The 22,874-nt window shown below is 64.7% G+C and carries 24 protein-coding genes; 11 read left to right on the forward strand and 13 right to left on the reverse strand.

Going from position 1 to position 22,874, the window contains the following annotated elements; genetic code table 11:
* Window positions 1-135 precede the first annotated feature (135 nt).
* Both ASH04_RS12095 and nadE read left to right on the forward strand, forming a co-directional pair.
* Complete coding sequence (locus ASH04_RS12095) at window positions 136-645, forward strand: CinA family protein (RefSeq protein WP_032407235.1); 510 nt, start codon at window positions 136-138, stop codon at window positions 643-645.
* 52 nt (window positions 646-697) lie between these two features.
* Entirely contained in the window at window positions 698-1,552 is an 855-nt protein-coding gene (gene nadE / locus ASH04_RS12100; RefSeq protein ID WP_057473625.1) for an ammonia-dependent NAD(+) synthetase, read from the forward strand.
* Window positions 1,553-1,570: 18 nt separating this feature from the next.
* Here nadE and ASH04_RS12105 read toward each other — a convergent pair whose 3' ends face one another.
* The 3 genes from ASH04_RS12105 to ASH04_RS12115 all read right to left on the reverse strand — a co-directional run bounded on the left by ASH04_RS12105 (window position 1,571) and on the right by ASH04_RS12115 (window position 3,542).
* The gene (locus tag ASH04_RS12105) at window positions 1,571-2,068 is read right to left on the reverse strand and encodes a DUF6328 family protein (protein ID WP_032369156.1); all 498 of its coding nucleotides are present in this window, start codon (window positions 2,066-2,068) and stop codon (window positions 1,571-1,573) included.
* Window positions 2,069-2,119: 51 nt separating this feature from the next.
* On the reverse strand, window positions 2,120-2,581 hold the full coding sequence (locus ASH04_RS26155) for an STAS domain-containing protein (RefSeq protein WP_069973081.1): 462 nt from the start codon (window positions 2,579-2,581) through the stop codon (window positions 2,120-2,122).
* 130 nt (window positions 2,582-2,711) lie between these two features.
* Entirely contained in the window at window positions 2,712-3,542 is an 831-nt protein-coding gene (locus tag ASH04_RS12115; protein WP_057473626.1) for a GAF and ANTAR domain-containing protein, read from the reverse strand.
* 290 nt (window positions 3,543-3,832) lie between these two features.
* Between ASH04_RS12115 and ASH04_RS12120 the strand changes: the two genes are divergently transcribed.
* Window positions 3,833-4,246, forward strand: a complete 414-nt coding sequence (locus tag ASH04_RS12120; RefSeq protein WP_057473627.1) for a hypothetical protein — start codon at window positions 3,833-3,835, stop codon at window positions 4,244-4,246.
* A 214-nt stretch (window positions 4,247-4,460) separates the two neighbouring features.
* On the forward strand, window positions 4,461-5,372 hold the full coding sequence (locus tag ASH04_RS12125) for a manganese catalase family protein (protein ID WP_057473628.1): 912 nt from the start codon (window positions 4,461-4,463) through the stop codon (window positions 5,370-5,372).
* Between the two features lie 69 nt (window positions 5,373-5,441).
* Here ASH04_RS12125 and ASH04_RS12130 read toward each other — a convergent pair whose 3' ends face one another.
* The 7 genes from ASH04_RS12130 to ASH04_RS12160 all read right to left on the reverse strand — a co-directional run bounded on the left by ASH04_RS12130 (window position 5,442) and on the right by ASH04_RS12160 (window position 12,902).
* The gene (locus tag ASH04_RS12130) at window positions 5,442-6,974 is read right to left on the reverse strand and encodes a protein adenylyltransferase SelO (RefSeq protein WP_082519241.1); all 1,533 of its coding nucleotides are present in this window, start codon (window positions 6,972-6,974) and stop codon (window positions 5,442-5,444) included.
* A gap of 51 nt (window positions 6,975-7,025) precedes the next feature.
* The gene (locus ASH04_RS12135) at window positions 7,026-7,805 is read right to left on the reverse strand and encodes an IclR family transcriptional regulator (RefSeq protein ID WP_032386433.1); all 780 of its coding nucleotides are present in this window, start codon (window positions 7,803-7,805) and stop codon (window positions 7,026-7,028) included.
* A gap of 58 nt (window positions 7,806-7,863) precedes the next feature.
* Window positions 7,864-8,826, reverse strand: coding sequence for a PDR/VanB family oxidoreductase (locus tag ASH04_RS12140; protein ID WP_032391877.1), 963 nt, complete (start codon window positions 8,824-8,826; stop codon window positions 7,864-7,866).
* Window positions 8,823-9,068 carry a hypothetical protein gene (locus ASH04_RS12145; RefSeq protein WP_032391878.1) on the reverse strand — a complete coding sequence of 82 codons (246 nt, stop codon included), beginning with the start codon at window positions 9,066-9,068 and terminating at the stop codon, window positions 8,823-8,825. Before ASH04_RS12145 ends, ASH04_RS12140 begins: the two co-directional genes overlap by 4 nt.
* Complete coding sequence (locus ASH04_RS12150; RefSeq protein WP_032369149.1) at window positions 9,065-10,135, reverse strand: aromatic ring-hydroxylating dioxygenase subunit alpha; 1,071 nt, start codon at window positions 10,133-10,135, stop codon at window positions 9,065-9,067. The genes ASH04_RS12145 and ASH04_RS12150 overlap by 4 nt, the downstream gene beginning before the upstream one ends.
* 133 nt (window positions 10,136-10,268) lie before the next feature.
* Window positions 10,269-11,372 (reverse strand): NAD(P)-dependent alcohol dehydrogenase, encoded by a 1,104-nt coding sequence (locus ASH04_RS12155; protein WP_032407231.1) that lies wholly within the window; start codon window positions 11,370-11,372, stop codon window positions 10,269-10,271.
* Between the two features lie 33 nt (window positions 11,373-11,405).
* A complete protein-coding gene (locus tag ASH04_RS12160) occupies window positions 11,406-12,902 on the reverse strand; it encodes an aldehyde dehydrogenase family protein (protein ID WP_032391879.1) in 1,497 nt (498 codons plus the stop codon).
* 160 nt (window positions 12,903-13,062) lie between these two features.
* Between ASH04_RS12160 and ASH04_RS12165 the strand changes: the two genes are divergently transcribed.
* Window positions 13,063-13,518: a MarR family winged helix-turn-helix transcriptional regulator gene (locus ASH04_RS12165; protein WP_032369239.1), complete on the forward strand. Its 456-nt coding sequence runs from the start codon at window positions 13,063-13,065 to the stop codon at window positions 13,516-13,518.
* Window positions 13,519-13,540: 22 nt separating this feature from the next.
* Here the strand turns inward: ASH04_RS12165 and ASH04_RS12170 are convergent, their stop codons facing one another.
* Window positions 13,541-14,152: a TetR/AcrR family transcriptional regulator gene (locus ASH04_RS12170; protein WP_032366821.1), complete on the reverse strand. Its 612-nt coding sequence runs from the start codon at window positions 14,150-14,152 to the stop codon at window positions 13,541-13,543.
* A 96-nt stretch (window positions 14,153-14,248) separates the two neighbouring features.
* On the opposite strand from ASH04_RS12170, the gene ASH04_RS12175 reads away from it, so the two are divergent.
* Both ASH04_RS12175 and ASH04_RS12180 read left to right on the forward strand, forming a co-directional pair.
* Complete coding sequence (locus ASH04_RS12175) at window positions 14,249-15,769, forward strand: APC family permease (RefSeq protein WP_082519242.1); 1,521 nt, start codon at window positions 14,249-14,251, stop codon at window positions 15,767-15,769.
* Window positions 15,762-17,351 carry an amidohydrolase gene (locus ASH04_RS12180; RefSeq protein WP_082519281.1) on the forward strand — a complete coding sequence of 530 codons (1,590 nt, stop codon included), beginning with the start codon at window positions 15,762-15,764 and terminating at the stop codon, window positions 17,349-17,351. The genes ASH04_RS12175 and ASH04_RS12180 overlap by 8 nt, the downstream gene beginning before the upstream one ends.
* A 34-nt stretch (window positions 17,352-17,385) precedes the next feature.
* On the opposite strand, the gene ASH04_RS12185 is transcribed toward ASH04_RS12180, so the two are convergent.
* On the reverse strand, window positions 17,386-17,817 hold the full coding sequence (locus ASH04_RS12185) for a MarR family winged helix-turn-helix transcriptional regulator (protein ID WP_032366820.1): 432 nt from the start codon (window positions 17,815-17,817) through the stop codon (window positions 17,386-17,388).
* 101 nt (window positions 17,818-17,918) lie between these two features.
* Between ASH04_RS12185 and couN the strand changes: the two genes are divergently transcribed.
* Genes couN through ASH04_RS12205 form a run of 4 tightly spaced genes read left to right on the forward strand, consistent with a single transcriptional unit; the run spans window position 17,919 to window position 21,741 of the window.
* On the forward strand, window positions 17,919-18,827 hold the full coding sequence (couN, locus tag ASH04_RS12190; RefSeq protein ID WP_032366819.1) for a 4-hydroxyphenyl-beta-hydroxyacyl-CoA dehydrogenase: 909 nt from the start codon (window positions 17,919-17,921) through the stop codon (window positions 18,825-18,827).
* Window positions 18,824-19,729 carry a 4-hydroxyphenyl-beta-ketoacyl-CoA hydrolase gene (couO, locus tag ASH04_RS12195; protein WP_048317400.1) on the forward strand — a complete coding sequence of 302 codons (906 nt, stop codon included), beginning with the start codon at window positions 18,824-18,826 and terminating at the stop codon, window positions 19,727-19,729. Before couN ends, couO begins: the two co-directional genes overlap by 4 nt.
* On the forward strand, window positions 19,726-20,187 hold the full coding sequence (couM, locus tag ASH04_RS12200) for a p-hydroxycinnamoyl-CoA hydratase (protein WP_032366817.1): 462 nt from the start codon (window positions 19,726-19,728) through the stop codon (window positions 20,185-20,187). Before couO ends, couM begins: the two co-directional genes overlap by 4 nt.
* 30 nt (window positions 20,188-20,217) lie before the next feature.
* A complete protein-coding gene (locus ASH04_RS12205; protein WP_057473630.1) occupies window positions 20,218-21,741 on the forward strand; it encodes an acyl-CoA synthetase in 1,524 nt (507 codons plus the stop codon).
* Here the strand turns inward: ASH04_RS12205 and ASH04_RS12210 are convergent.
* Window positions 21,729-22,769, reverse strand: coding sequence for an agmatine deiminase family protein (locus tag ASH04_RS12210; RefSeq protein WP_027495713.1), 1,041 nt, complete (start codon window positions 22,767-22,769; stop codon window positions 21,729-21,731). The genes ASH04_RS12205 and ASH04_RS12210 overlap by 13 nt on opposite strands.
* Window positions 22,770-22,874: the final 105 nt, after the last annotated feature.

Consider the following 22,874-nt stretch of genomic DNA (forward strand, 5'->3'; position numbering starts at 1 on the left):
GTACGCGCCCGGGCCGTGCGGTCGAGCCAGGGGCCGGAGGTTCAACCCCTGCAGCCTCCGGCCCCGCGCCCACAGAACCAGTCGCTGAAACAATCCGGCGAACACCTTCGACGAATCAGGTACGGAGAGTGTGTGATGGACACCGATGCAGAACAGCGTCTACCGACCGAGGCCGACGCCTCCTCGGTATGTAGGAAGATTGCCGACCTGGCACAGACGTACGACATCGCGATCGGCACCGCCGAATCGCTGACCGCCGGAAATCTCGCGGCCATGCTCGGCAAGGCACCGTCCTCGGGGCAGTGGTACCGCGGCGGAATCGTCGCGTACCACGAGAGCGTGAAGCACACTCTGCTCGAGGTCCCCGACGGCCCGGTCGTCAGCGAACAGGCCGCGACGGCGATGGCTCGATCGACGGCGTCGCTGGTCGGCGCACATCTGACGATCGCCGTCACCGGCGAAGCCGGGCCGCAGAGCCAGGAAGACCAACCACCGGGGACGGTGTGGGCAGCGGTGTACGACCGTGGCGACGTGAGCACCGAATGCAAGCACTTCGACGGTGAACCGGAAGAAGTTCTGGCCCGGACCATGGCGTTTTCCCTCGATACCCTGCTGCGCCACGCGCGGAAACGGGCCCACGGGTAGCTGACGCCGGGGGAGTGCAGACAACTGTTCGTCAACGAGATCGGAGCGCAGTATGAGTACCGATTCCAGTATCCGAAGCCGTATTCAGCACGAGCTGGGTGTTCGGCCGTCGATCGATCCCGACGAGGAAATCCGCCGCCGGGTCGGTTTCCTCGCCGATTATCTGAGAGTCAGTGGCACAGCGGGTTTCGTGCTCGGCATCAGCGGGGGGCAGGACAGCACCCTGGCCGGAAAGCTCGCTCGGCTGGCCGTTCGCGAGGCTGCGGAACTCGGTAACCAGGCCACATTCGTCGCGGTGCGTCTGCCGTACGGCACTCAGGCGGACGAAGCCGACGCCGTCGTCGCACTCGACTTCATCGAGCCGGACCGGACGGTCACTGTCGATATCCGCGACGCCGTCGACGCCTCGGCGCGCTCGGCCGCCTCGGCGCTGGATACTCCGCGTATCGCCGACTTCGTACGGGGCAACATCAAGGCGCGCGAACGCATGATCGCGCAGTACACGATCGCCGGCCAGGAGAATCTTCTGGTGGTGGGTACCGATCACGCGGCCGAGGCGGTGACGGGCTTCTTCACCAAATACGGTGACGGAGGCGCGGACGTCACTCCGCTGAGCGGTCTCACCAAAAGCCAAGGTGCGCAGCTCTTGCGGCACCTGAACGCACCGGAATCGACGTGGCGCAAAGTGCCGACAGCCGACCTCGAGGGCGACCGTCCCGCGCTCCCGGACGAACAAGCACTCGGCGTCACCTACGCACAGATCGACGCATACCTGCAGGGTGGACCCGTCGACGACGATGCGGTGGACACCATCGAGCGCTGGTTCGACAAGACCCGGCACAAGCGCGCCATGCCGGTGGGGCCGGACGATCGGTGGTGGCGCACGGCCGTCGACTGCCGGCCCTGAGGCACCGTCGACGAGACGTTATCGACGGCGGTGGATCCGGGGCAGTAGGAACCAGAACGCGACGGCCGTCGACGCCACGACAGCGGCCGCGGGGGCTGCGGCGCGCACACCGAGCACTATCTCGAACGTCAGGGCGGCAGCACCCACCAGTGTCACTCCCAACATGGCGAGACCGCTGATGGCGAGTATGTTGCCGACGCGCACTATGACCCCTATTGCACGCTGCCGGAACAGGAGTCGGTGCATGCTGACGGGAGCCACCAACAGGATCGTCGCAAGCATCGACGCCGACACCGTCATCAGATAGACCACGTGGCCGGCCGTGGACAGCCCGTCGAAGCGGGCCTGGAACGGCAAGGTCAACAAGAACCCGGTCAGAAGTTGTACACCGGTCTGTACGACACGGAGTTCCTGTAGCAACGACGACCAATTGCGATCCAACTGCTGGGTGGGAGTTTCGTTGCGCGCTTTGTCGTTCCACGCACGGTGGTCCTCGTCCTCGTCACCCGTCGTCATCGACCAAGACTAGTGCGATCTCGACGGGTAGGCGGTGGAAATCGGACCGGTTCACGCAGTGTGTACATCCGCGGTCGACGTGCCGGTCTCACACTCTGGACACCCGGCACCGGACTCGGACGAGCCCGATGCCCCGGTTGCGGACTTCCTCAGCGACGAACCGACGGACTCGAGGGCCGAATCGATATCGGTGAAAATCGGAATCGCAGCATCGAGTCCAACCAGATGCATCGGTCGACCCGTGGTCGGCCCGGATGCGACCACCACCAACGAGGTTGAGCAGCATGCCTTTCGGCGAGCTGCAACGAGCACGCTCATGCCGACGGAGGCCAGGAAGGACACCCCCGACAGATCGACGATCACGGCTGCCGGCGCTGCCGTGACAGCTTGTTCGATGTGATGAGCGAGATCGGACGCGGTCGCGAGATCCACTTCTCCGTTGACCCGCAGAACAATTGCGTTGTCATAGTGTTCGCTGGTAATGCCGAGCCCGAGCAATTCGTTGTGTTTCATGGGGTCACCGTCCTTACCCTGTGCGGTGGCATGTTCGTCGAACAGCGCACTGCGGCGTAACCGAGACCGGCAAGGATTGCAGAACCGAGGCGAACCCGGTGCGAGCCGCGCTGTCGACTGCGGGCAGGGGCTACACCACGCTGTCCGAATCATACCCAGTGTTCGTTTCTTCGTGCAGGCCGGTTCGAGAGTTCGAATGTTCGGCAACCGACTCGATCATCGCCGACGCAATCTCGCTGACCTTGATGTTTCTGTTCTGCGACTGCTCGGACAGCAGGGCGAACGCGTCGTCGGCGGAGATTCCGCGCATCGCCATGATGATTCCTTTCGCCTGGTCGATGTCAGCTCTCGTTTTCATCGCTGTCCGCAGGCCGGTGATTTCTCGTTCGGCCGACCGGGCGCGCTCGGTGATCGCGATGACGGTCTCGATCGAGGTGGCGAGCAGGGCCACCGAGACCTCGTCGAGTGGGTCGAAGCCGTCGGCACTCGTGCCGTAGATGTTCAGCGACCCGTGGCGGTGCTCGTCGGGCGTCAGCGGGGCCGACAAATAGCTGTGGACGCCCAGATCGGCCACTGCGGCAGCGAAGCGAGGCCAGCGAGCTACTGCCTCGTGCGCCTGTGCGCGAACCATACGTCCGCTGCGGATTGCGTGCAGGCAGGGGCCTTGACCAGCGCGATACTGGTCGGAATCGATGTCGTGCACAGCGGGGTCGGTGGACGCCACGGTTCGCGGTCGGCCGGTGTCGTCGAGCATGGTGATGCCGACGAGATCCGCGTCGGGAACCACGGCTGCGACCTCGGAGCACACGGCTTGAAGAATGGCATCGACGTCGGCACCGGTCAGTATCTTCCCCTTGATTCGGCGCAACGCTTGGATGTATTGCCCGATCCGGGCGAACGCCGAACCCGAGGCGTCCGGTGCGTCGTGAAGACGGTCGTCTTCGATGGAAAAGTCACTCATCTGGTGGGCTCGTTTCGGTCGGGCCCCCGCATGGACAGCAGGCAGCCACTCGTCAACTCCCGGCCCCGACTCGACCGAACGGGGTCATAATATACAGAGCCTCGCGGGTGCATTCGCACCTGTCCCGAGCGCACGCCCACGGCCCCGCCGAACGCAGGGGTGGTCGCATCCAGGCCCGAGTCGGGGCATCCTACACAGTGATTGGGTGGAGACCACGCCCGCAGAATCGACTGCGGTACGAACCACGATCTTCCCCTGCCACAGTCTTCGATCTGTGGAGGTCAATGCCCATGATTCCCGAATCCTCGTCGTTTTCGATGTACGTCGACCGCGGAGACGACGGCCCCATCGTCGTCTCGGTGCAGGGCGCACTCGAGATCCCCGGCAATACCCGCCTGTTGGCAGACTGCCTGGCGGGGTCCGTGCTCGCCGACCGACCGGTGGTGGTCGACCTGGTCGGTGTCACCGAGATCGGTGATGCCGCAACCAAGTACATCGTCGACGCAGCCCATCGGCTGTTGTGCCGTGGGTATCGCCTCACCGTCGTCCTGGCCACCTCCGCTGCCGACCGTAATGTGCGATGGCTCAGCGAACGTGTGCACGTCGAGCGTGCCGGCTCGCTCGGTCGGGTCGTCGGCGCGGCGACGACGCCTTCGCGACCTCGAGTCGCTGCAGTGGACGCACTGCAGGGGACTTACCTGTAGGTCGATAGCACCGCGGCCCTCGTGCGGACGGTGCTGCGGAAAGCCCTGTGTACCGGGATGTTCCGCCGGTGTCCGTCGTCGAGGCGTGGAGAAGTCGCGGTCCCGACCTGTGTATCGAGTTCTAAACCCTTGCAGTGCAGAGTGTTTGCTGGGAATTTCGGCGGGTAGCCGGATCGAGTCACCTGCTCGAACTTCGACCCGAACTGGAGTCCCTATGTTCCGACACACCGACTACCTACAATTCGATGCCAAGCCCGAGAAGCCGGATCCTGTGTACGCACACAAGCTTCAGGAGCTCATCGGTGGTGCATTCGGCGAGATGACCGTGACCATGCAGTATCTGTTCCAAGGCTGGAACTGTCGCATGGAGGGCAAGTACAAGGACCTGATCATGGACATCGCGACCGAAGAAATGGGTCACGTGGAGATGCTGGCCACCATGGTCGCTCGTCTGCTCGAAGGTGCACCGGCCACCGAGTCGACCAAAGCCGCTGCTACCGATCCCGTCGTAGCGGCAGTGATGGGCGGCATGGACCCGCAGCAGGCGATCGTGTCCGGCGGCGGTGCGCTCCCGGCGGATTCCAACGGCTACCCGTGGAACGGTCGGTACATCGTCGCCAGTGGCAACCTGCTCGCAGATTTTCGTGCGAACGTTGCCGCCGAGGCGCAAGGGCGGCTGCAGACCGCGCGTCTGTACAACATGACCGACGACCCGGGCGTCAAGGCCATGCTGCAGTTCAATCTCGCTCGCGATACGCACCATCAGAACCTGTGGCTCGCTGCCATCGAAGAGTTGCAAGCCGACGGACTCGAGGACGTCGTAGCACCGAGTGCACTTCTCGACGAGGAGGCATCCGAGCACGCAACCGATCTGTGGCACCTCTCGGACGGTGAGTTCTCCTCGACCGGTGGCTGGGCGAATCGGCTTGCGCCCGACGGCAAACGGCAGATGGGGTTCCTCGCCGATCCGCAGCCTCTGGGCGGGAAGGCATCCGCGCCTGCACCCGATCCGAAGTTGTACGCGACGTACGACGGAGCCAAGGGAGATCCCGCGTCGGCCGCACTGGGTACCGAGAAGGGCGTCATGGGGAAGATCAAGGACGCCCTGGATCCCGACGAGAAGTAGGCCCGAACTCCCTGTGCCGCACAGCAGTTGCGACGCGAATATCGCGTCGCAACTGCTGCGGTCAGCTGACTACGTCCCGCAGAACGTTCGGAACCCCGCGCTGAAGTCGACGGGCGCGGGTCCGGCGTACTGCGACAGCTCGTCCCGACCGTCGAACGGATTCGTCACGACCGACAACAAGCGGTCGAAGGGCGCGAGGTCACCCTCGGTCGCTGCTGCCAGCGCCGCGTCGACCATGTGGTTGCGAGGAATGTACGCGGGGTTCACTCGGTCCATGGCGTCCGCGACGGACCGGAGGTCGTGGCCCCGCTCGAGCACCGCTGCGCGCCATCGTTCGAGCCACGGTGCAGCTGCCTCGTGCGGTACGAGTGACGCAAAATCTGCTTCGTTGCCCCGCAGATTCTCCGCCAACGCGCGGAAGGTCAGGGTCCAGTCGGCACGGTGATCCCGCAGAAGCACGTGCAGGTCGTCGAGGAGACTGCCGTCCGGTTCGATCGCATCGAGGCCGAGCTTGGCGGCCATCAGGTTCTCGTAGTGCTGTCGGTAACGATCACCGTAGGAGTCCAACACCGTCGTCAGCGCGCTGATGGCGCGGTCCGGAACCGAATCGACCAGCGGCAGTAGTGTTTCGCCGAATCGTGCCAGGTTCCAACCCAGGACGGCGGGTTGGTTGCCGTACGCGTAGCGGCCGCCGTGATCGATCGAGCTGAAGACCGTTGCAGGATCGTAGGCGTCGATGAACGCGCACGGCCCGTAGTCGATCGTCTCACCGGAAATCGTCGTGTTGTCGGTGTTCATGACGCCGTGCACGAAGCCGACGGACATCCACTGCGCCACCAACTGTGCTTGCCTGTCGACGACGGCCTCGAAGAATGCGAGGTATCGACTCTCCGCGCCCTCTGCAGGGGGGTCGGCGAGCTCGGGATAATGACGTGCGATGGCGTAGTCGGCGAGGTTCTGCGCGAGACCCTCGCGGCGGGCCGCGAACTCGAAGGTCCCTACCCGCAGGTGGCTCGAGGCAACCCGAGCCAGCACTGCGCCGGGCTGCGGACCTGCCTCTCGAACCACCTGCTCACCCGTCGTGACGACGGCCAACGAGCGGGTGGTCGGGATGTGCAGAGCGTGCATGGCCTCACTGATCAGGTACTCGCGCAGCATCGCACTCACCACCGCGCGCCCGTCTCCGCCGCGGGAGAACGGCGTGGCACCGGAGCCCTTGAGATGCAGATCGACTCGTCGGCCGTGTTCGTCGTGCAGCTCGCCCAGCAGTAGTGCTCGACCGTCGCCCAGCAACGGCACGAATCCGCCGAACTGATGACCGGCGTACGCCATCGCCGAGGGGGTCGAATCGGCCGGTGAGACAGCCCCGGACAACACGCCTGCGCCCTGCTCGGAGCGCAGCATCGACGGGTCGAGCCCCAGTGACCTGGCGAGGTTCTCGTTGAGGATCAGCACCCGCGGATCCGGTGCAGGTGCGCCCTGCCACGGCACCGTGAAGCCGGGAACGTCGTCCACCAACGTCGACTCCAGTCCCCATGACGATGGGACCGAGGAAGGCGGGTTGTCGGACGCAGCTACCGGTCCCGTCGCGAATTCACTCATACTCCAGGGGTACCACGAGATCGGGTAATCACACCGACCGTGCTCCGCGCATTACGAGCGCGCGGATATGTCGGGCGGGGACAGTGCGCGTTCGATACTCAGGGCGGCGGCCCGCAGCAACGGGGCGAGCATGTACGGGGCTGCGGTATCGGCGTCGACGACGACCGAGACGGCCGCGCGGATCGTGCGAGTGCGGTCGAAGATCGGTGCGGCGACCGATACGGCGTCCGAGGTGATCTGTCTGTCGCTGACGGCGACACCGGTTCTCCGAATATCGGCCAGCGTGCGCCGCAGGATGTCCGGATCGCAGATGGTGTGCTCGGTGAATCTGGTCAACGGTGCCGAGCACACCTCCTCCTGAACGTGGGCGGGCGCGTGGGCCAGCAGCGCCAGACCGACTCCGGTGGGCGGCAACGCGAAACGGCCGCCGACGCGCGTGCGCAGGGCCACCGAGTCGCGGCTGCGAATTCTCTCGACGAACACGACCTCGTGACCATCGCGTACTCCTAGCTGCACGTTCTCCTGGGTGACGTGGGCGAGATCTTCCATGACCGGTAACGCGCTTTCCCTGAGGACCAGGCCCCGCGGTGCGAGTGACGCGATCTCCCACAGTCGCAGACCGATGTGGAATCTGCCCGACCGGTCATCGCGCTCGATCGCTCCCCACCCGACGAGATCGAGCGCGAGCCGGTGCGTGGTGGAGAGCGGGAACCCCGATCGTCGAGCGAGCTCGCTCAACGTCAACGTCGGATGCTCTGGCGTGAACGCCTCCAGCAGTGTCAGCGCGCGTACGGCCACCGGACCGGTGCGAGCGGGGCCCTCGGCCGTCATGGAGTGCTTTCTTCGATTCGTCGGGCTTCGATTCGTGTGGAATGTCGTACAACGAGCTCTACAGTTCGAGAACGAGCCGGGAGCCCGTCGACCGGGACACACAGATCATCATGGTGTCGTTGGCACCGCGTTCCTCCTCGGTCAACAGTGTGTCCCGATGGTCGACGGTGCCGGCGAGAACGGCTGTTTCGCAGGTTCCGCACGTTCCCTCTCTACACGACGAGAGCACCTGCACTCCCGAGTTCGTCACGGCGTCGAGCACCGATTCGTCCGGATGCACGGTGACGGTTCGTCCGCTCACGGAGAGTTCGACTTCGAACGACGCATCGGGTGTCGGCCGATCGAGTGTGTCGGAACGGAACCGCTCGAGGTGCACGCTTCCTTCGGGCCAGTGCCCCGCCCGTTCGGTCACGGCGTCCAGCAGGGGCCCCGGTCCGCAGCAGTAGACGGCCGTGCCGACGCGCGCAGTCCCGAGCAGATCGTCGAGATCGAGCAGTCCTTTTTCGTCCTGCGGGACCACGGTCGTGTTGCCGGGGTAGCGGGAAACGAGCTCGTCGACGAACGCCATACTGTCGCGGGACCGGCCGCCGTACGCCAGCGACCACCCGGCCCCACGCCGCTCGGCCTCGGCCACCATCGTGATGATGGGTGTGATTCCGATACCGCCGGCGATGAACAGATAGTTCTCGGATTCGGTCAACTCGAAGTGATTGCGCGGTCCACGGACACGGACGGTGTCGCCGACGGCAAGGGTGTCGTGGACATGGAGCGAACCACCGCGGGATGCCGGTTCTTTCAGGACACCGATGCGCCAGGTGCCGCGGTCGGCCGGGCTTCCGCACAGCGAGTACTGGCGCGTGATGTCGGAAGTCAACTCCAGATCGATATGAGCTCCCGGCGTCCAGCTCGGTAGGTCTGTGCCGTCCGGCTTGCGCAACTGCAGCAGGGCAACGCCATCCGCGCCGCTGCACTTGTCCGAGACGATCAGATCCAGGTTGCACTCGGGGAGGTTTCGCGTCACTCGGCTCTCCCCACGTGACTCACGAGTTCGCCTCGCACCGAGGGCAACTCGGTATGGACGGGGTCGACCGTCGAGAAGTGCCCGATGGGGTGCGCGAGCAACCACTCCCACAGCAGTGCCGGATCCTCCTCGAGCCGGGACGAGCCACAATGGCAGACGCCGCGCAGCCGGTCGGTACCCGGAACCCACACCACGCGCAGCACGTTGGGACCCTGCAGCATTCGATTCGGTTCCGGTGTCACGACACCACCTCGGCACCTGCTCGCGAGCCCTCGAGGAGCTTGCTCAGAAGCCGACGCGCACCGAGGCCGCCAGCATCGATGTTGATCGACAGTTCCTGGTAGCCGGCCTTTTCGGTGTCCAATGCTTGCTGAAGAATGTTCAGCGCCACCACGTCCTGCATGACCACTGTGCGATTGTTCTCGGCCAGAAACTGGGACACTTCGTTGTCGTCGATCGCGAAATCGCGAGCAACAGCCCAGAAGTCGTGTGTCGAGGTCTCGGTTTCCGGAGTGATCGCGTACACGATCTCGCTGTGGAACGCGTGGGTGTCGGAGCCGTCGTCCGCGGGCAGCGGTGATCCGAGCGGAGCGATGCGGCTGTGCAGTAGGTACAGGCACGGGGGCGTGTATTCGATGTCCTGCCAACGCGAGATGCGCGTGTCGATGCCGGTGGACGTCGAGTAGAACGGTGGGCATTCGGCGTCGTCCATGTGCCGCGAAACGTAGATGACGTTGCGATCATCGTCGATCTCGGTGGTGATCGGTGTGTCGGCGACTTCGGGAGTGCCGATGTAACCGCCGTGCAGGTAGGTCTCGTGCGAAAGGTCCATGAGGTTGTCGACGAGCAACCGATAGTTGCACGAGATCGGCTCCATTCCGCTCACCACGGTGTAGTCCGGGGAGTCCATCCACGGGGCGCGGGGAATACGAGTGATGTCGCCGTCGATCGGATCGTCCGGGTCGGCAATCCACACCCAGACGAACGAATCCTGCTCGTGCACCTGATAGGTGGTGAGCCTGGCCGTCCTCGGCACCCGCTTCTGTCCGGGAACGGAGACGCAGCCGCCGTCACTGCCGTACGTGAATCCGTGGTACCCGCAGACCACGGTGTCGCCATCGAGGTGGCTGGGGGCCGCGGAGAGTGGGTACCGCCGGTGCACACAACGATCGCTCATTGCGGTCACAGCCCCGGACTCGGTGCGCCACAACAGAATGGGCTCGCTGCAAATGGTGCGCGAGAACAGCTCTCGGCCCACTTCTCTGCTGTACGCGGCGACATACCACTGGTTACGGACGATTGTCGTCATCGATTCTCCTGAACACGTAGAAGTCGTTCGGTCGCTTGACGTCTCGTCAGCGCTCGTCACATCGAGTGTGTGGCACGCGACCCCGCCGGTGCGAGCGGACTTCCGGATGCCGGAAGCCCGGTCGGAATCCCGGTCAGAAGAGGAGGACCGGTTTGATCGACGCACCGCTGATCATGTCCGCCACCGCGGAGTTGATGTCGTCGAATCGGTAGTGAGTGATCAAGCGCTGCAGGGGTAATCGACCCGACACGACAAGATCCACCAGCACCGGAATCAGGGTCTGCGTTTCGCTGTCGCCGAGGGTCAGCCCCACGATGCGTCGGCCCGGCAGCATGGCGTTGACGTCGACCGGGACCTCGGTGCCGAAGGGCGGAGCGCCGACGACGACGGCGGTTCCACGAGGGGCCAGGGCATCGATCGCGGTACGCAGCACCCCTACGTTCCCGGTGGTTTCGATGGCTCCGTCGACGCCGGAGCCCTCGGTCAGTTCTGCCAACGCAGCCGCGGTGTCCTCGCGGGTGGCGTCGACGACGTGGGTCGCTCCCAACTCGGTGGCCAGTTCCAGACGTTCGGCAACCCGATCGACCGCGATGATCTTGGCCGCGGGAGTGAGAGCGGCAGCCATGATGGCCGAAAGCCCCACTGCGCCTGCGCCGGTCACCACGACGGTATCTCCCGGGCGTGGACGCAGCACATTCCACACTGCACCGACTCCGGTCTGCACCCCGCAGCCCAGCGGTGCCAGGATCTCCAGCGGTGCGGAGGAATCGACCCGAACCAGGCTCCGCTCGTCCACGATCGCGTGATTCGCGAACGACGACTGGCCGAAGAAATGGCCACCGAGCGCAGTGCCGTTGCGCGTGATCGGGCTGGAGCCGTCGGCGCGAGCCCCACCGATGAGGTTGAGCGGCAACCACGTTGCGCAATAGGCGGGATGGCCGGATCGGCAGTTTCCGCAGGTACCGCACGAGGTGAACGACAGCAGAACGTGGTCACCTTCCTGCACGCCGGTGACTCCGGGACCGATGGCTTCGACGACCCCCGCACCCTCGTGGCCGAGGACGCCGGGAAGCGGAAACGGCAGCCCGCCCGCGGCGACGCCCAGATCGGTGTGGCACAAGCCGGCTGCGACGATGCGCACGCGCACTTCTCCGCTGCGGGGTTCGCCCAGTTCGACCGGGGACAATGTGAACGCGGCTCCGCCCGATTCGACTACTGCCGCTGTGGTTGTGGTCATGGCACTGCCCTTCGATTCGGTCGAGCCTTCGATTCAGTCGAGCGAGATGACGACGGATTTGACCTTGGTGTACGAGTCGAGGCCCTCGGGGCCGTACTCACGGCCGAAGCCGGAGTTCTTGACTCCGCCGAAGGGAACGGCCGGGTCGAGCATCGCCCAGTCGTTGACCCACACGATGCCGGCGTGCAGTCGTGCTGCAACACGATGTGCGCGAGCCACATTCGTCGTCTGCAGGCCGGCAGCGAGGCCGTACTCGGTGCTGTTGGCCAGGCGGACCGCGTCGTCCTCGGTGTCGAACGGTTGTACCGTCAAAACGGGCCCGAAAATCTCTTCTCGAACGACCCGCGACGTGGCGGGCAGGTCGGCGATGACGGTGGGGGAGTAGAACGAGCCACCGGCGAGGGGCGTCCCGGACAGGTCTGGACGGTGCCCGCCGGTGACGATACGGCCGCCGTCGCGGCGGGCGATGTCCACGTACTCCTCGACCTTGTGCACGTGCCGCTCTCCGGCCATCGGCCCGACCACCGTGGCCGGATCGAACGGGTCGCCGACGGGAACACCGGGAACCGCCTGGGCCAGAATGTCCAACACCGTCTCGTATCGGGAGCGCTGGACGAGCAGGCGCGGGCCGCCCATGCAGAACTGCCCGGAGTTGAAGACGAACCCTTTGATGATCGCTCCGATCGCCTTGTCGATGTCGGCGTCCTCGAACACGATGTGCGCGGCGTTGCCACCCAGTTCCATCGTCACCGGTACCAGATTGCGGCCTGCGACCCCGGCAGCGTGCCTGCCCACAGCCGTGGACCCGGTGAATGCGATCTTGTCGACTCCCGGATGCTGCAGAAGTGCCTCTCCCGCAACGGAACCTGTTCCGGTGACAACGTTGATCACGCCTGGCGGTACGCCCGCCTCGGTCAATATTTCAGCCATCAGCAATGCGCTGAGCGGGGTGTCCTCGCTGGGTTTGTGGACCATGGTGTTACCCGCGGCGAGTGCAGGCGCGATCTTCGAACTCGACAAAATCAGCGGAAAGTTGAACGGGGTGATCGCGGCGACCACACCCAGCGGTTCTCTGCGCGTGTACGCGTGCGCAGACAGCGGAGTGTCGCGATGCGATCCACCGAGCGTCTGAGCCAGTGCGGAGCAGTACTCGTACTGCTCCGCGGAGGTCAGTACGTCCACCGGGCGGCACAACGACACCGGCTTACCCACATCGGCGCTCTCGACGGCAACGATCTCGTCGGCGCGTTCGCGGATGAGCTGACCGGCTCGGTGCAGAATGCGTGCCCGTTCGCGTCCGGGCAGTGACGACCAGCGGCCGTCGTCGAAGGCGGTGCGAGCTGCGGACACTGCTGCGTCGACGTCTACAGCGGACGCCTCGGACACGGAGGTGAGCACCGCTCCCGTCGACGGATCGAGCACGTCGGATCGGCCACCTGCGGCAGCGTCACGCCAGTGACCGTCGACGAAGAGCCGTCCGGGAGTGACGTCGGGTCGGGTGAGAGTGACGCTGTCGTCGGTGATCGTCATGAACGCCTCGCTTCGATGGCCGGCTGCGACCTGATTAACAGGGTTCCTTATATACAACCGCGCGCATGCGCGGAAAGCAATAGGCGATCCAGGTGCCGGTCGGCGGCATTCGGTAATTAGGCTGCAGGCACACGCGAGTTCGGAAAGCGAGGTGGTGAACGTGGCATCGAGGCCGTCGTCGGCAGGCGAGCAGCCGACGCTGCTCTACGCCATCAAGCAGGTCGAGCTGGCGGTGCGGGCCCAGATGGATGCGCTGTTGCGGCCGATGAACATCACTGCCGTGCAGTACACCGCGCTGACGGTGCTACGTCGACGCGACGGGCTGTCGTCCGCGGAGTTGGCACGCAATTCCTTCGTGACGGCTCAGACGATGGGCGAGATGATCGCCGCACTCGAGAAGCGTGGATTGGTCACTCGCCGAACGGATCCGGCCAACAAACGGCGGATGCTCACGAGCTTGACCGAGGAAGCACGACGCTTGCTCGCAGAGTACGACGCGCAGATCGGTGACCTGGAGGACCGCATGGTCGCCGATCTGTCGCCGCGTCAACGAGACGAATTCCGCGGCTTCCTCCGTAGTTGTCGCCTGGCTCTCGGACACACCGGGGCGCACTGAGCCCCGAGGAGCGGAGGGTGCGTCAGCGATTGCCCAGGCGGTGTTGCAGGCCCGTCAGCAGTGCCGACAGTCCCAGCTCGAAGGCGACGTCGGTGGGGTTCGGCTGTTCCTCGGGATCGCCCACCGCAGCAGTGAGGGCCGGGTGCATCTGCGGGTCGGGTGTGTAGAGGTTACCGCCGCTGCCCATGTCGAGGGCCGAGCCGAGAATGAAGTTGTCGAACGCGATGATGATCGGAAGTACCTCGGGCCAAGCGAAGCCCGCATCGTGCAGACCGTCGGCGATTCGCTCGTACTCGGACAGCGATTCGCGGTCGCGGATGCGTGAGGTCGCGAACAAGCGAATGGACCCGGGGTGACGGGCGAACGCCGCTCGATACGACCACGCCAACCTCTTCAATGCCTCGTCCCACGGGCCCGTTCCGAAGCCCGTGTTGTCGATCTTGCGACCGATTCGAGCCCGCATTCGATCGATCACTTCGTCTTTTCCGGACACGTGGTGGTACAGCGAGGATGGATGCACGGCGAGTTTGGAGGCGAGCTGTGCAACTGTGAAATCGCCTGTGGCGTCGGTGATCTGAAGTGCGGCATCGACGATGCGATCGACATCGAGTAGTGCTGTCTTCGGCCTTGCCACGTGTACTCCATTTCGCCGGGGTCTTTCCAAACTGTCTTCTGTGGTCTACGTTACGTCAAAACCAAACATCGTTGGATTAATCACACGGAGCCGGCCATGACCATCCCCCAACATTCCGGGCAGCCGAATGCCCTCGATAGTTCCAGCCTCAACTCACGCGACATCGTCTTCTTCGTCGTCGCGGCAGCGGCACCGCTCACCGTCATGGTGGCCGTTGCTCCGATCGCGTTGCTGATCGGTGGGATCGGCGCTCCCGCCGGATACCTGTGCGCCGGTCTGATCAGCACGGTGTTCGCCATCGGCTTCACCAAGATGGCGCGGCACGTGCACAACAACGGCGCGTTCTACTCCTACATCCGGATGGGTCTGGGCAAAGTTGCCGGTCTCGGTAGCGCTCTGGTGGCCGTGGCGGGGTACACCCTCCTGCAGATCAGCACCTACGGGTTGTTCGGAGCGGTGACCAAGGCGACGATGAACGACTTCGTCGGAGTCGACCTACCCTGGTGGCTGTGGGCGTTGGTCGCTGCGGCGATCGTGTCCGTGCTGGGATATCGATCGATTCGGGTGGGGGCCAAGGTCCTCGGCGTGCTGCTCGTTCTCGAAGTGCTGGTGCTGCTCGTATTGGCGATCGCAGTGATCGCCAAGGGCGGTGCGAGTGGTCTGAACCTGCAGCCGTTCTATCCCGAGAACGTCTTCACCGGATCGATGGGGGCGGTACTGGCCGTGTCGTTCGCCGCGTTCGTGGGCTTCGAGGCAACCGCCCTGTTCCGCAACGAGGCGGTACGACCGGACCGGACGGTCCCCCGCGCAACCTATGCCGCTGTCATCTTCCTCGCGGTCTTCTACTGCTTCATCGTCTGGGTTGCAGTCATGGCGTTCGGTGCCGAGAACGCGGTCGCCGCGGCTGCATCGGATCCTGCCGGTTTCTTCTTCACTGCCATGCAGACCTACGTCGGTAGTGCGGCAACGGATGTGATGCGCGTGCTGATCGTCTCGAGCGGGCTGGCGGCTCTGCTGGCCTTCCACAACGCGATCACCCGGTACGGCTATGCGCTCGGTCGTGAAGGAATCTTCCCGGTGCGGCTCAGCCACGTGCACAGCAAGCACTTGTCTCCGCACATCGCCAGCATCGCGCAGACGGCGACGGCCGTAGTGGCCATCGCGTGTTTCGCCGCGGCCGACGTCGATCCGGTCCTGCAGTTGGCTGCGTGGACGGCGAGTACGGGAACCGTGGGAATCCTTGCGCTGCAATGGCTTACCTCTCTCTCGGTTGCCGTGTTCTTCCTGCGCGGTAGAGAAGTGGCACGGGATCGGGGCGCGGCACTCGCTGGAATCGCCGCGTTCGTCCTGATCGGAATCGCTCTGTACCTCGTCGTCGACAAGATCGAAATCGCCACCCTGACGACCGACCCGGTGGTGAACACCGTCGCCTCCATCGGATCCGTCGTGGTGTTCGCGTTGGGTTCGGCAGTGGCCCTGTGGATCCGGGCACGCCGCCCCCAGGTGTACGCACGGCTGGGGACGACCGACATCGATTCCGAGATACTGCCCGATACTCAGGCCGGACCGTCGACCGCGCTACCTGCCGATGATGCACGAGGAGTGCGACATGACTGATGCCACACTGATTCTGATGAACGCCACGGTGCTCACCCAGGTCGATGGTGCCGATCCGCAGCAGGCCGTCGCCGTTCGCGACGACCGAGTGATCGCACTCGGGAGCACCGACAACGTCCTGGGGTGCAGTGGTCCCGGAACGAAGATCATTGACTTGGCCGGGAGCACGTTGACGCCCGGATGGGTCGACGCCCACACACACGTGGTGCAAGGCGCGTTGATGTCACTCGGCGTGGATTTCAGTCGGTGCGAGAATCTGGACGACGTGCGTCGGGTACTGCACGATGCGCACCCGACGGACGGTTGGATTCGCGGCTGGGGCTTGAATCACAACGTATTCGGCGGCCGAGCTCCGAGCTTCGATGCCATCTCCGACTCGGTCACGACCCCTGTTCTCATTCGGTTCTACGACGCGCATTCGTCGCTGGCCAATCGGGCGGCACTCGATATTGCCGGCGTGACCGGCCGAGAGACCTTCGACCACGGCGGTGCCCGAGTGGCGGTGGACAGTGGCGGGAAGACCACCGGTCACCTGATCGAGGAGCCGGCCATCCATCTGGTGGAGGCGGTCATGCCTGCCCAGAACGTCGTCGCGGCGAAGTCTTTGTTACGCACCGTGACCGAGGAGATGGCGTCGGTCGGGCTGACCGGGGTGCACGTCATGGACGACCTCCCCGGGACCGTCGAGATGATCCGGGCGCTCGACGAGGACGACGCCGGACTGCGGTTCTGGGTGTACGGCTGGGTCCAGCCGGATCATCCTGCCGATCGGGTCGCAGAACTGGCTGCGCTGGTGCACGGTACCGCCGGGGCGCGGTGGCGATACGCGGGCGCAAAACTGTTCATGGACGGAACCGTCGAAGGTGGGACGGCGTGGTTGTGTCACCCGGACCTGTACGGCGACGGTACCCGGCCGTCGTGGACCGACCCGGAACGGTATGCGGCCGTGGTGCGCGAGCTCGACCGCCGTGCAGTGTCGACCACTACTCATGCGATCGGTGATGCCGCTGTGCACCACTGCGTACGGACGCTGGCAGCCCTCGGGAAGGGGGTTCGGCATCGCCTCGAACACCTCGAGACCGTCTGTCCCGAGGATCTGACAACGATCGCGGACGCCGGTATTGCCGCATCGATGCAGCCGACCCATTGCACCAGGTACACCCGAGCGGACGAGGCCGACGACTGGTCTCGGCGCATGGGCCGCGATCGTATCGACCGTGGTTGGCCGGTGGCCGAGCTTCTCGATCTCGGTGTGACCGTTGCGCTCGGATCCGATTGGCCGGTAGCACATTTCGATCCCCGAGTCGTGATGGCCGATGCCCGGCTACGCCGCCCCGCAGGCCTGCCGGCCGACCCTCCTCGTCAACCCCGGCAGGCGATTTCGGCTCGACAAGCCCTCGACGGGTACACCACCCACGCCGCGGCGGCGGCCGGTCTGACCGACGGAACCGGAACCATCGTCGTCGGTGGTCCCGCAGATTTCACCGCAGTCGGCGGCGACCTGATGGGCCCGGCGGATCGAATTCCCGAACTACCGATCATCGCGACGGTCGTCGGTGGCAGGGTTGTCTACGAACGGTGATCGGTCTACGTGTGCACGATCTACTGTGCAAGATCTACTGTGCGCGGACGATGGACTGCAGCGACTGCCGCAGCTCTCGGACACCGCGGTCGCCGAGGGCTGAGAGCGTGGCGGATTGGGTCGCCGCGAGCGCGCGCTGTGCGTCCACGCACAGCGCGCGGCCGGCGTCGGTCGCGTGGATGCGCTTGTTTCGTCGATCGCCGGGGTCGACCCGTCGGGTGATCAGTTCACGGACCTCCAGATCGTCCACCAACGCCACGATCTGACTGGGGTCCAAGCCCAGTTCCTCCGCGAGCTGCCGCTGGCCGAGTCCGTCCGCATGCTCGCAGGCCAGGGCCAGTACGGAGTACGAACGTACGCGCAGCTCGAAGGGTGCCAGTGCCGTTTTGGCGGCGGCCGTCAGCGACGTTCCTGCGCGCGTCAGCAGGAATCCGATGTCGTCGGACAGGGGTGCGATGTCGGTCATGAGGCTCCTCGTATCGGCGGTAATTCTAGCAAACGTAAATCATTGACTTTATCAATTATTGATGGTTTTCTCAGTCTGGTAACCACGAAGAGGAGAGAGCTATGAATCTCGACAACAAGGTCGCTGTCGTCACCGGTAGCGGCCAGGGGCTCGGACTTGCGTATGCCCAGGACCTCGCGCGCCACGGTGCAGCAGTCGTGATCAACGACGTGAACCAGGCGACAGCCGACGCGGCTGTCTCCTCGATCGTCGACGCGGGTGGACGGGCAGTGGCTGTCGTGGCTCCGGTGGGCAGCACCGAGACCGCACAGAAGTTGGTGGCAGGCGCGGTCGAGGCGTTCGGCCGCCTCGACGTCATGGTCACCAACGCGGGGATCCTGCGCGACAAGGTGTTGTGGAAGATGACCGACGACGACTTCGATGCCGTCGTGAACGTTCATCTCCGCGGCACGTTCACCTGCGCACGCGAAGCAGCCGTTCACTTCCGCGCTCAGGGTGAGGGCGGCCGGATCGTGTGCATCGGCTCTCCCGCCGGTCAGCGCGGAAATTTCGGACAGACCAACTACTCCGGTTCCAAGGCCGGAATCGTCGGCATGGTGCGTACCTGGGCCATGGAACTCCAGCGTGCAGGTGTCACCGTGAACGCGGTGTGCCCGGTGGCGGCCACGGCGATGACCGAGACCATCCCGTTCCTGCAGCCGTACATCGAGGCCATGCATAACGGGGATCCGTTGCCGCCCTTCGCCCGTCGTGAACTCGGGTTCGGGACCCCCGCGGACGCCGCAGGAATCGTCTCTTTCCTGTCAAGCGACGCGAGTGCAGACGTGACCGGTCAGGCATTCGCCGTCGGCGGTGACCGCCTGGCACTGTGGACGCACCCGGACATGATCGCCACGAGTTATCACGACGGTGGCTGGTCGGCCGAGGACATCGCCGCTGTGTGGCCGTCGACGTTCGCGGACAGCCTCGAATCGGTCGGAGAGAACCTCCCCGTCGAGCCGGCGCGATGAGCTCGAAATACAAGTGCGCCATCGACTTCGACTCGATACTCGCACTCGATGTGCACACCCATGTGGAGATAGACGGGTGCGGACACCGCGCACTGGACGACGAATTGATGACCGCGTCGGAGAAGTACTTCAAGTCGGGCGAGGACCGTACTCCAGGGATCGACACCATCGCCGAGTACTACCGGGCCCGCAACATGGCCGCAGTGGTGTTCACCGTCGATGCCGGTGCAGCGTCGGGACATTCACCGAACTCGGTGGAGGAGATCGCCGAGGGGGCGGCACGCCACAACGACGTGTTGATCCCCTTCGGCTCGGTCGACCCGTGGCAGGGTAAGGCCGCCGTGCGGCGGGTGCACCGGCTCGTCGAGGAGTTCGGGGTGCGCGGCTTCAAGTTCCATCCGAGCATGCAGGGCTTCGAGCCGAACGACCGCCGCTTCTATCCAATCTACGAGGCCATCACCGAAGCCGGAGTACCCGCGCTCTTTCACACCGGCCAAACCGGTATCGGTGCCGGACTTCCCGGCGGGCACGGCATCAAGTTGCGCTATTCCGATCCGATGCTGCTCGACGACGTCGCCGCGGACTTCCCCCAACTGACGATGATCATGGCGCACCCCGCGGTGCCGTGGGCGGACGCGCAGATCTCGATCGCCACGCACAAATCGAACGTGTACATCGACCTGTCGGGTTGGGCACCGAAATACTTTCCGCCCCAACTGGTGCGGGCGGCGAATTCCATGCTGAAGCGAAAGGTGTTGTTCGGCTCGGACTTTCCGGTTCTGACGCCGGATCGTTGGATGAAGGACTTCGCCGAGCTCGACATCAAGGACGAGATCCGTCCACTCGTGTTCAAGACCAATGCACTGGCCGCACTCGGCCTGTCCGCCAAGGAGACATCATGACCACCCGCGTCGCCACTCTCGCCGAGTTGAAGAACCTCGAAGGCACCGAACTGGGAACCAGCTCGTGGATCGAGGTGCCGCAACAGCGCATCGACACCTTCGCCGACGCCACCGACGACCATCAGTGGATTCACGTCGATCCCGAACGGGCCAAGGCCGAAAGCCCCTTCGGCGGTCCGATAGCGCACGGCTATCTGACTCTGTCGCTCATCATTCCGATGTGGGACGAGCTACTGGTCGTCGACAGCGTCACCACGAAGATCAACTACGGATTGAACAAGGTTCGCTTCACCAACCCGGTCCCCGCCGGCGGCCGAGTGCGCCTGGCCGCCACGCTGAAGGGGTACGAGGAGCTGCCCAAGGGCGGAGCTCAGCTGACCGTCGCCGCGACGATCGAACTCGAAGGCAGCGAGCGCCCCGCGGTCGTCGTCGAGGCCGTCTACCGCATGTTCGACTGAGATCACGGACCCGAGAGGAACAGATTTCAGATGCGTAATAAAGGCGTCGGTTCGTGGATCCGTCGACGTACCAGGCAGTGCCCGCGAGCAACGGCAATCGAGTTCCGCGGCCAGGTCTCGACCTACGAGCAATTGGACGAGCGCACCACCCGGCTCGCGCACGGTCTACGTGAGCTGGGGGTGGGTCCCGGGGACCGGGTCGGGCTGTTGTCCACCAATCATCCCGCCTACCTCGAAGTACTGTTCGCCTGTGGCGTGCTCGGAGCGATCTTCGTGCCACTCAACGCACGGTTGACCGCACCGGAAGTTGCTTTCGCAGTGCAGGACTCGGGGCTGTCGTTGTTGGTGCATTCCGAGGCCTTGCACGACGTCGCGACCTCGGCGGTCGGTGACGGCCCCACGCGTCGCCTCACGCTCGGCGAGGAGTACGAATCGCTGATCGCGGCGGCCCCCTCGACGCGCATCGACGAATCGGTGGAGGGTGCGGATCTATGCTTCGTCATGTACACCTCCGGTACGACCGGTAAACCCAAAGGCGTCGTGATGACTCACGACAACGTGCTGTTCGCCGTTCTCAACGCAGTCCTCGATCTGGACCTGTGCAGCGACGAGGTAGCCCTGGTCTGCGCTCCGCTGTTTCACACCGCCGCGCTCGACATGGTTGCGTTACCCGTCCTGTTCAAGGGCGGCTCGGTCGTCATCGAGGAAGGGTTCGATGCCGGACGCGTGCTCCATCTCGTCGAATCACGCTCGGTCACGTATACATTCGGAGTGCCGACGATCCTGGACTCGCTCGTGTCGCATCCCGCGTGGGACGACACGGATCTGACGTCGCTACGCCGGGTGGTGGTGGCCGCGGCGCCGGTGCCGCCGCGCACGCTCCGTACGTATTCCGAACGCGGGATCAAGATGTGTCAGGGCTACGGGCTCACCGAAAGTGGTCCTGGCGCAACGATGCTGGCTGCCGTCGATGCCGAACGAAAAATGGGTACCGCGGGGGTTCCCCATACCTTCTCCGACGTCAGGATCGTCAACGCGATGTCACAGCCGGTGAAACCGGGGGAGCGCGGTGAAATTCAGATCCAGGGCCTCAACGTGATGAAGGAATACTGGGGTCGTCCCGACGCGACCGCCGACGTGTTCGACGACGGCTGGCTCCGTACCGGCGACATCGGAATTGCCGACGCGGAGGGATTCGTCACGATCGTCGATCGGCTCAAGGACATGATCATCTCGGGCGGAGAGAACATCTATCCGGCCGAGGTCGAAGCGGCACTTCTCGAACTGCCCGGCATCGACAGTTGCGCAGTGTTCGGTGTACCGGACGAAAAATGGGGCGAATCTGCCGTTGCCGCAATCACTGTCGTCGAGGGAGCAGACGTCGACCTCGATGCCATCGCGGACGCGCTCGGCGGTCGGCTCGCGCGGTACAAGATCCCCAAGCGTTACATCCTCGTCGACGAGATCCCGCGCAATCCGACGGGCAAGATCCGCAAGAACGAGTTGCGGGAGCAGTATTCGATACCTGCTCCCGCGTCCACTCAGTCCGTCTGAGCCTGTGGCTGGTTCTGTGTGATGCAGTGAATTCCGCCCCCGCGGGCGAAGAGTGGCCGAGCGTCGACGGTGACGACGGTGCGGCCCGGGTATGCCGCCGACAGAATGGCAGCAGCCTCTTCGTCCGCGGGATCGCCGTAGCTGCAGGCGATCACACCGTCGTTGACGACGTAGTGGTTGATGTAGCTGTAATCGACGAAGCCCTCCTCGTCGCGGAGAATCTCCGGTGCCGGAACTTTCACGATGGTCCACTTCTCACCGCGTGCGTCCGTGCTGTTCTCGAAGATCTCGAACACGGCCTTGCTGATGTCGTGATCGGGGTGTTCGGGATTGCGTTGGTCGTGCACCAGAACGACGCCGGGCGAGGGGATGGCAGCGACGATGTCGACGTGGCCTCGGGTTCCGAACTCGTCCGCGTCACGGGTGAGTCCACGAGGAAGCCAGATCACCGTGGTGGCGCCGATCGTGCGGGCGAGTTCGGCCTCGACATCGGCCTTCGACAGCGTGGGATTGCGACCGGGATCGAGTTGTACCGTCTCGGTGACGAGAACCGTTCCCAGCCCGTCCACCTGAATACCGCCGCCCTCGTTGACGATCGGTGAATCGATCATCTCGGCACCGGACTTCTCGACGACGAGCGCGCCGATCTTCGAGTCCTTGTCCCAGCGCGCCCAATCCTGCGCGCCCCAGCCGTTGAACACCCAGTCGACGCCGCCGACACGGCCGTCCTCGGACAGCACGAACGTGGGCCCGATGTCGCGCATCCAGGCGTCGTTCAACGGTGCCTCGAGGATGTCGATGGGGAAAGCGCTCTCGGAGGTCAGATACGTGCGTGCGACGGCGCTTTCGGCGGGATCGACGACGACGGTGACCGGCTCGAATCGAGCGACCGCCTGCGCGACCTCGGCCCACGTGGTGCGAGCCTCGTGGTGCTCCTCGGGCGTGTCACCGAGCGAATACCCCTCGCACGGGTAGGCCATCCAGGTCCGTTCGTGCCGAACACCTTCGGCCGGCATCGTCCACGTCATCACTGCCTCCCGAGGTTCGAGGCCGCAGCAGCGGGCGAGTTATGTTTTGTGACAGTGCGCATGTGTGTCCTCGGTGCTAGGTGTGGGTCTGCGGTGTGCGATCGA

The sequence above is a fragment of the Rhodococcus sp. Leaf233 genome (genome assembly GCF_001426165.1).
GTDB lineage: Bacteria > Actinomycetota > Actinomycetes > Mycobacteriales > Mycobacteriaceae > Rhodococcoides > Rhodococcoides fascians.

What these genes read in the sequence shown, in the direction of transcription:
- ASH04_RS12175 (WP_082519242.1), top strand. Translation starts at nt 14,249, where the DNA reads ATGACCATCCCCCAACATTCCGGGCAGCCGAATGCCCTCGATAGTTCC.
- ASH04_RS12130 (WP_082519241.1), bottom strand. Translation starts at nt 6,974, where the DNA reads ATGAGTGAATTCGCGACGGGACCGGTAGCTGCGTCCGACAACCCGCCT.
- ASH04_RS12160 (WP_032391879.1), bottom strand. Translation starts at nt 12,902, where the DNA reads ATGACGATCACCGACGACAGCGTCACTCTCACCCGACCCGACGTCACT.
- ASH04_RS12115 (WP_057473626.1), bottom strand. Translation starts at nt 3,542, where the DNA reads ATGAGTGACTTTTCCATCGAAGACGACCGTCTTCACGACGCACCGGAC.
- couN (WP_032366819.1), top strand. Translation starts at nt 17,919, where the DNA reads ATGAATCTCGACAACAAGGTCGCTGTCGTCACCGGTAGCGGCCAGGGG.
- ASH04_RS12095 (WP_032407235.1), top strand. Translation starts at nt 136, where the DNA reads ATGGACACCGATGCAGAACAGCGTCTACCGACCGAGGCCGACGCCTCC.
- ASH04_RS12150 (WP_032369149.1), bottom strand. Translation starts at nt 10,135, where the DNA reads ATGACGACAATCGTCCGTAACCAGTGGTATGTCGCCGCGTACAGCAGA.
- ASH04_RS12205 (WP_057473630.1), top strand. Translation starts at nt 20,218, where the DNA reads ATGCGTAATAAAGGCGTCGGTTCGTGGATCCGTCGACGTACCAGGCAG.
- ASH04_RS12105 (WP_032369156.1), bottom strand. Translation starts at nt 2,068, where the DNA reads ATGACGACGGGTGACGAGGACGAGGACCACCGTGCGTGGAACGACAAA.
- nadE (WP_057473625.1), top strand. Translation starts at nt 698, where the DNA reads ATGAGTACCGATTCCAGTATCCGAAGCCGTATTCAGCACGAGCTGGGT.
- ASH04_RS12135 (WP_032386433.1), bottom strand. Translation starts at nt 7,805, where the DNA reads ATGACGGCCGAGGGCCCCGCTCGCACCGGTCCGGTGGCCGTACGCGCG.
- couM (WP_032366817.1), top strand. Translation starts at nt 19,726, where the DNA reads ATGACCACCCGCGTCGCCACTCTCGCCGAGTTGAAGAACCTCGAAGGC.
- ASH04_RS12210 (WP_027495713.1), bottom strand. Translation starts at nt 22,769, where the DNA reads ATGACGTGGACGATGCCGGCCGAAGGTGTTCGGCACGAACGGACCTGG.
- ASH04_RS12185 (WP_032366820.1), bottom strand. Translation starts at nt 17,817, where the DNA reads ATGACCGACATCGCACCCCTGTCCGACGACATCGGATTCCTGCTGACG.
- ASH04_RS12120 (WP_057473627.1), top strand. Translation starts at nt 3,833, where the DNA reads ATGATTCCCGAATCCTCGTCGTTTTCGATGTACGTCGACCGCGGAGAC.
- couO (WP_048317400.1), top strand. Translation starts at nt 18,824, where the DNA reads ATGAGCTCGAAATACAAGTGCGCCATCGACTTCGACTCGATACTCGCA.
- ASH04_RS12155 (WP_032407231.1), bottom strand. Translation starts at nt 11,372, where the DNA reads ATGACCACAACCACAGCGGCAGTAGTCGAATCGGGCGGAGCCGCGTTC.
- ASH04_RS12180 (WP_082519281.1), top strand. Translation starts at nt 15,762, where the DNA reads ATGACTGATGCCACACTGATTCTGATGAACGCCACGGTGCTCACCCAG.
- ASH04_RS12125 (WP_057473628.1), top strand. Translation starts at nt 4,461, where the DNA reads ATGTTCCGACACACCGACTACCTACAATTCGATGCCAAGCCCGAGAAG.
- ASH04_RS26155 (WP_069973081.1), bottom strand. Translation starts at nt 2,581, where the DNA reads ATGAAACACAACGAATTGCTCGGGCTCGGCATTACCAGCGAACACTAT.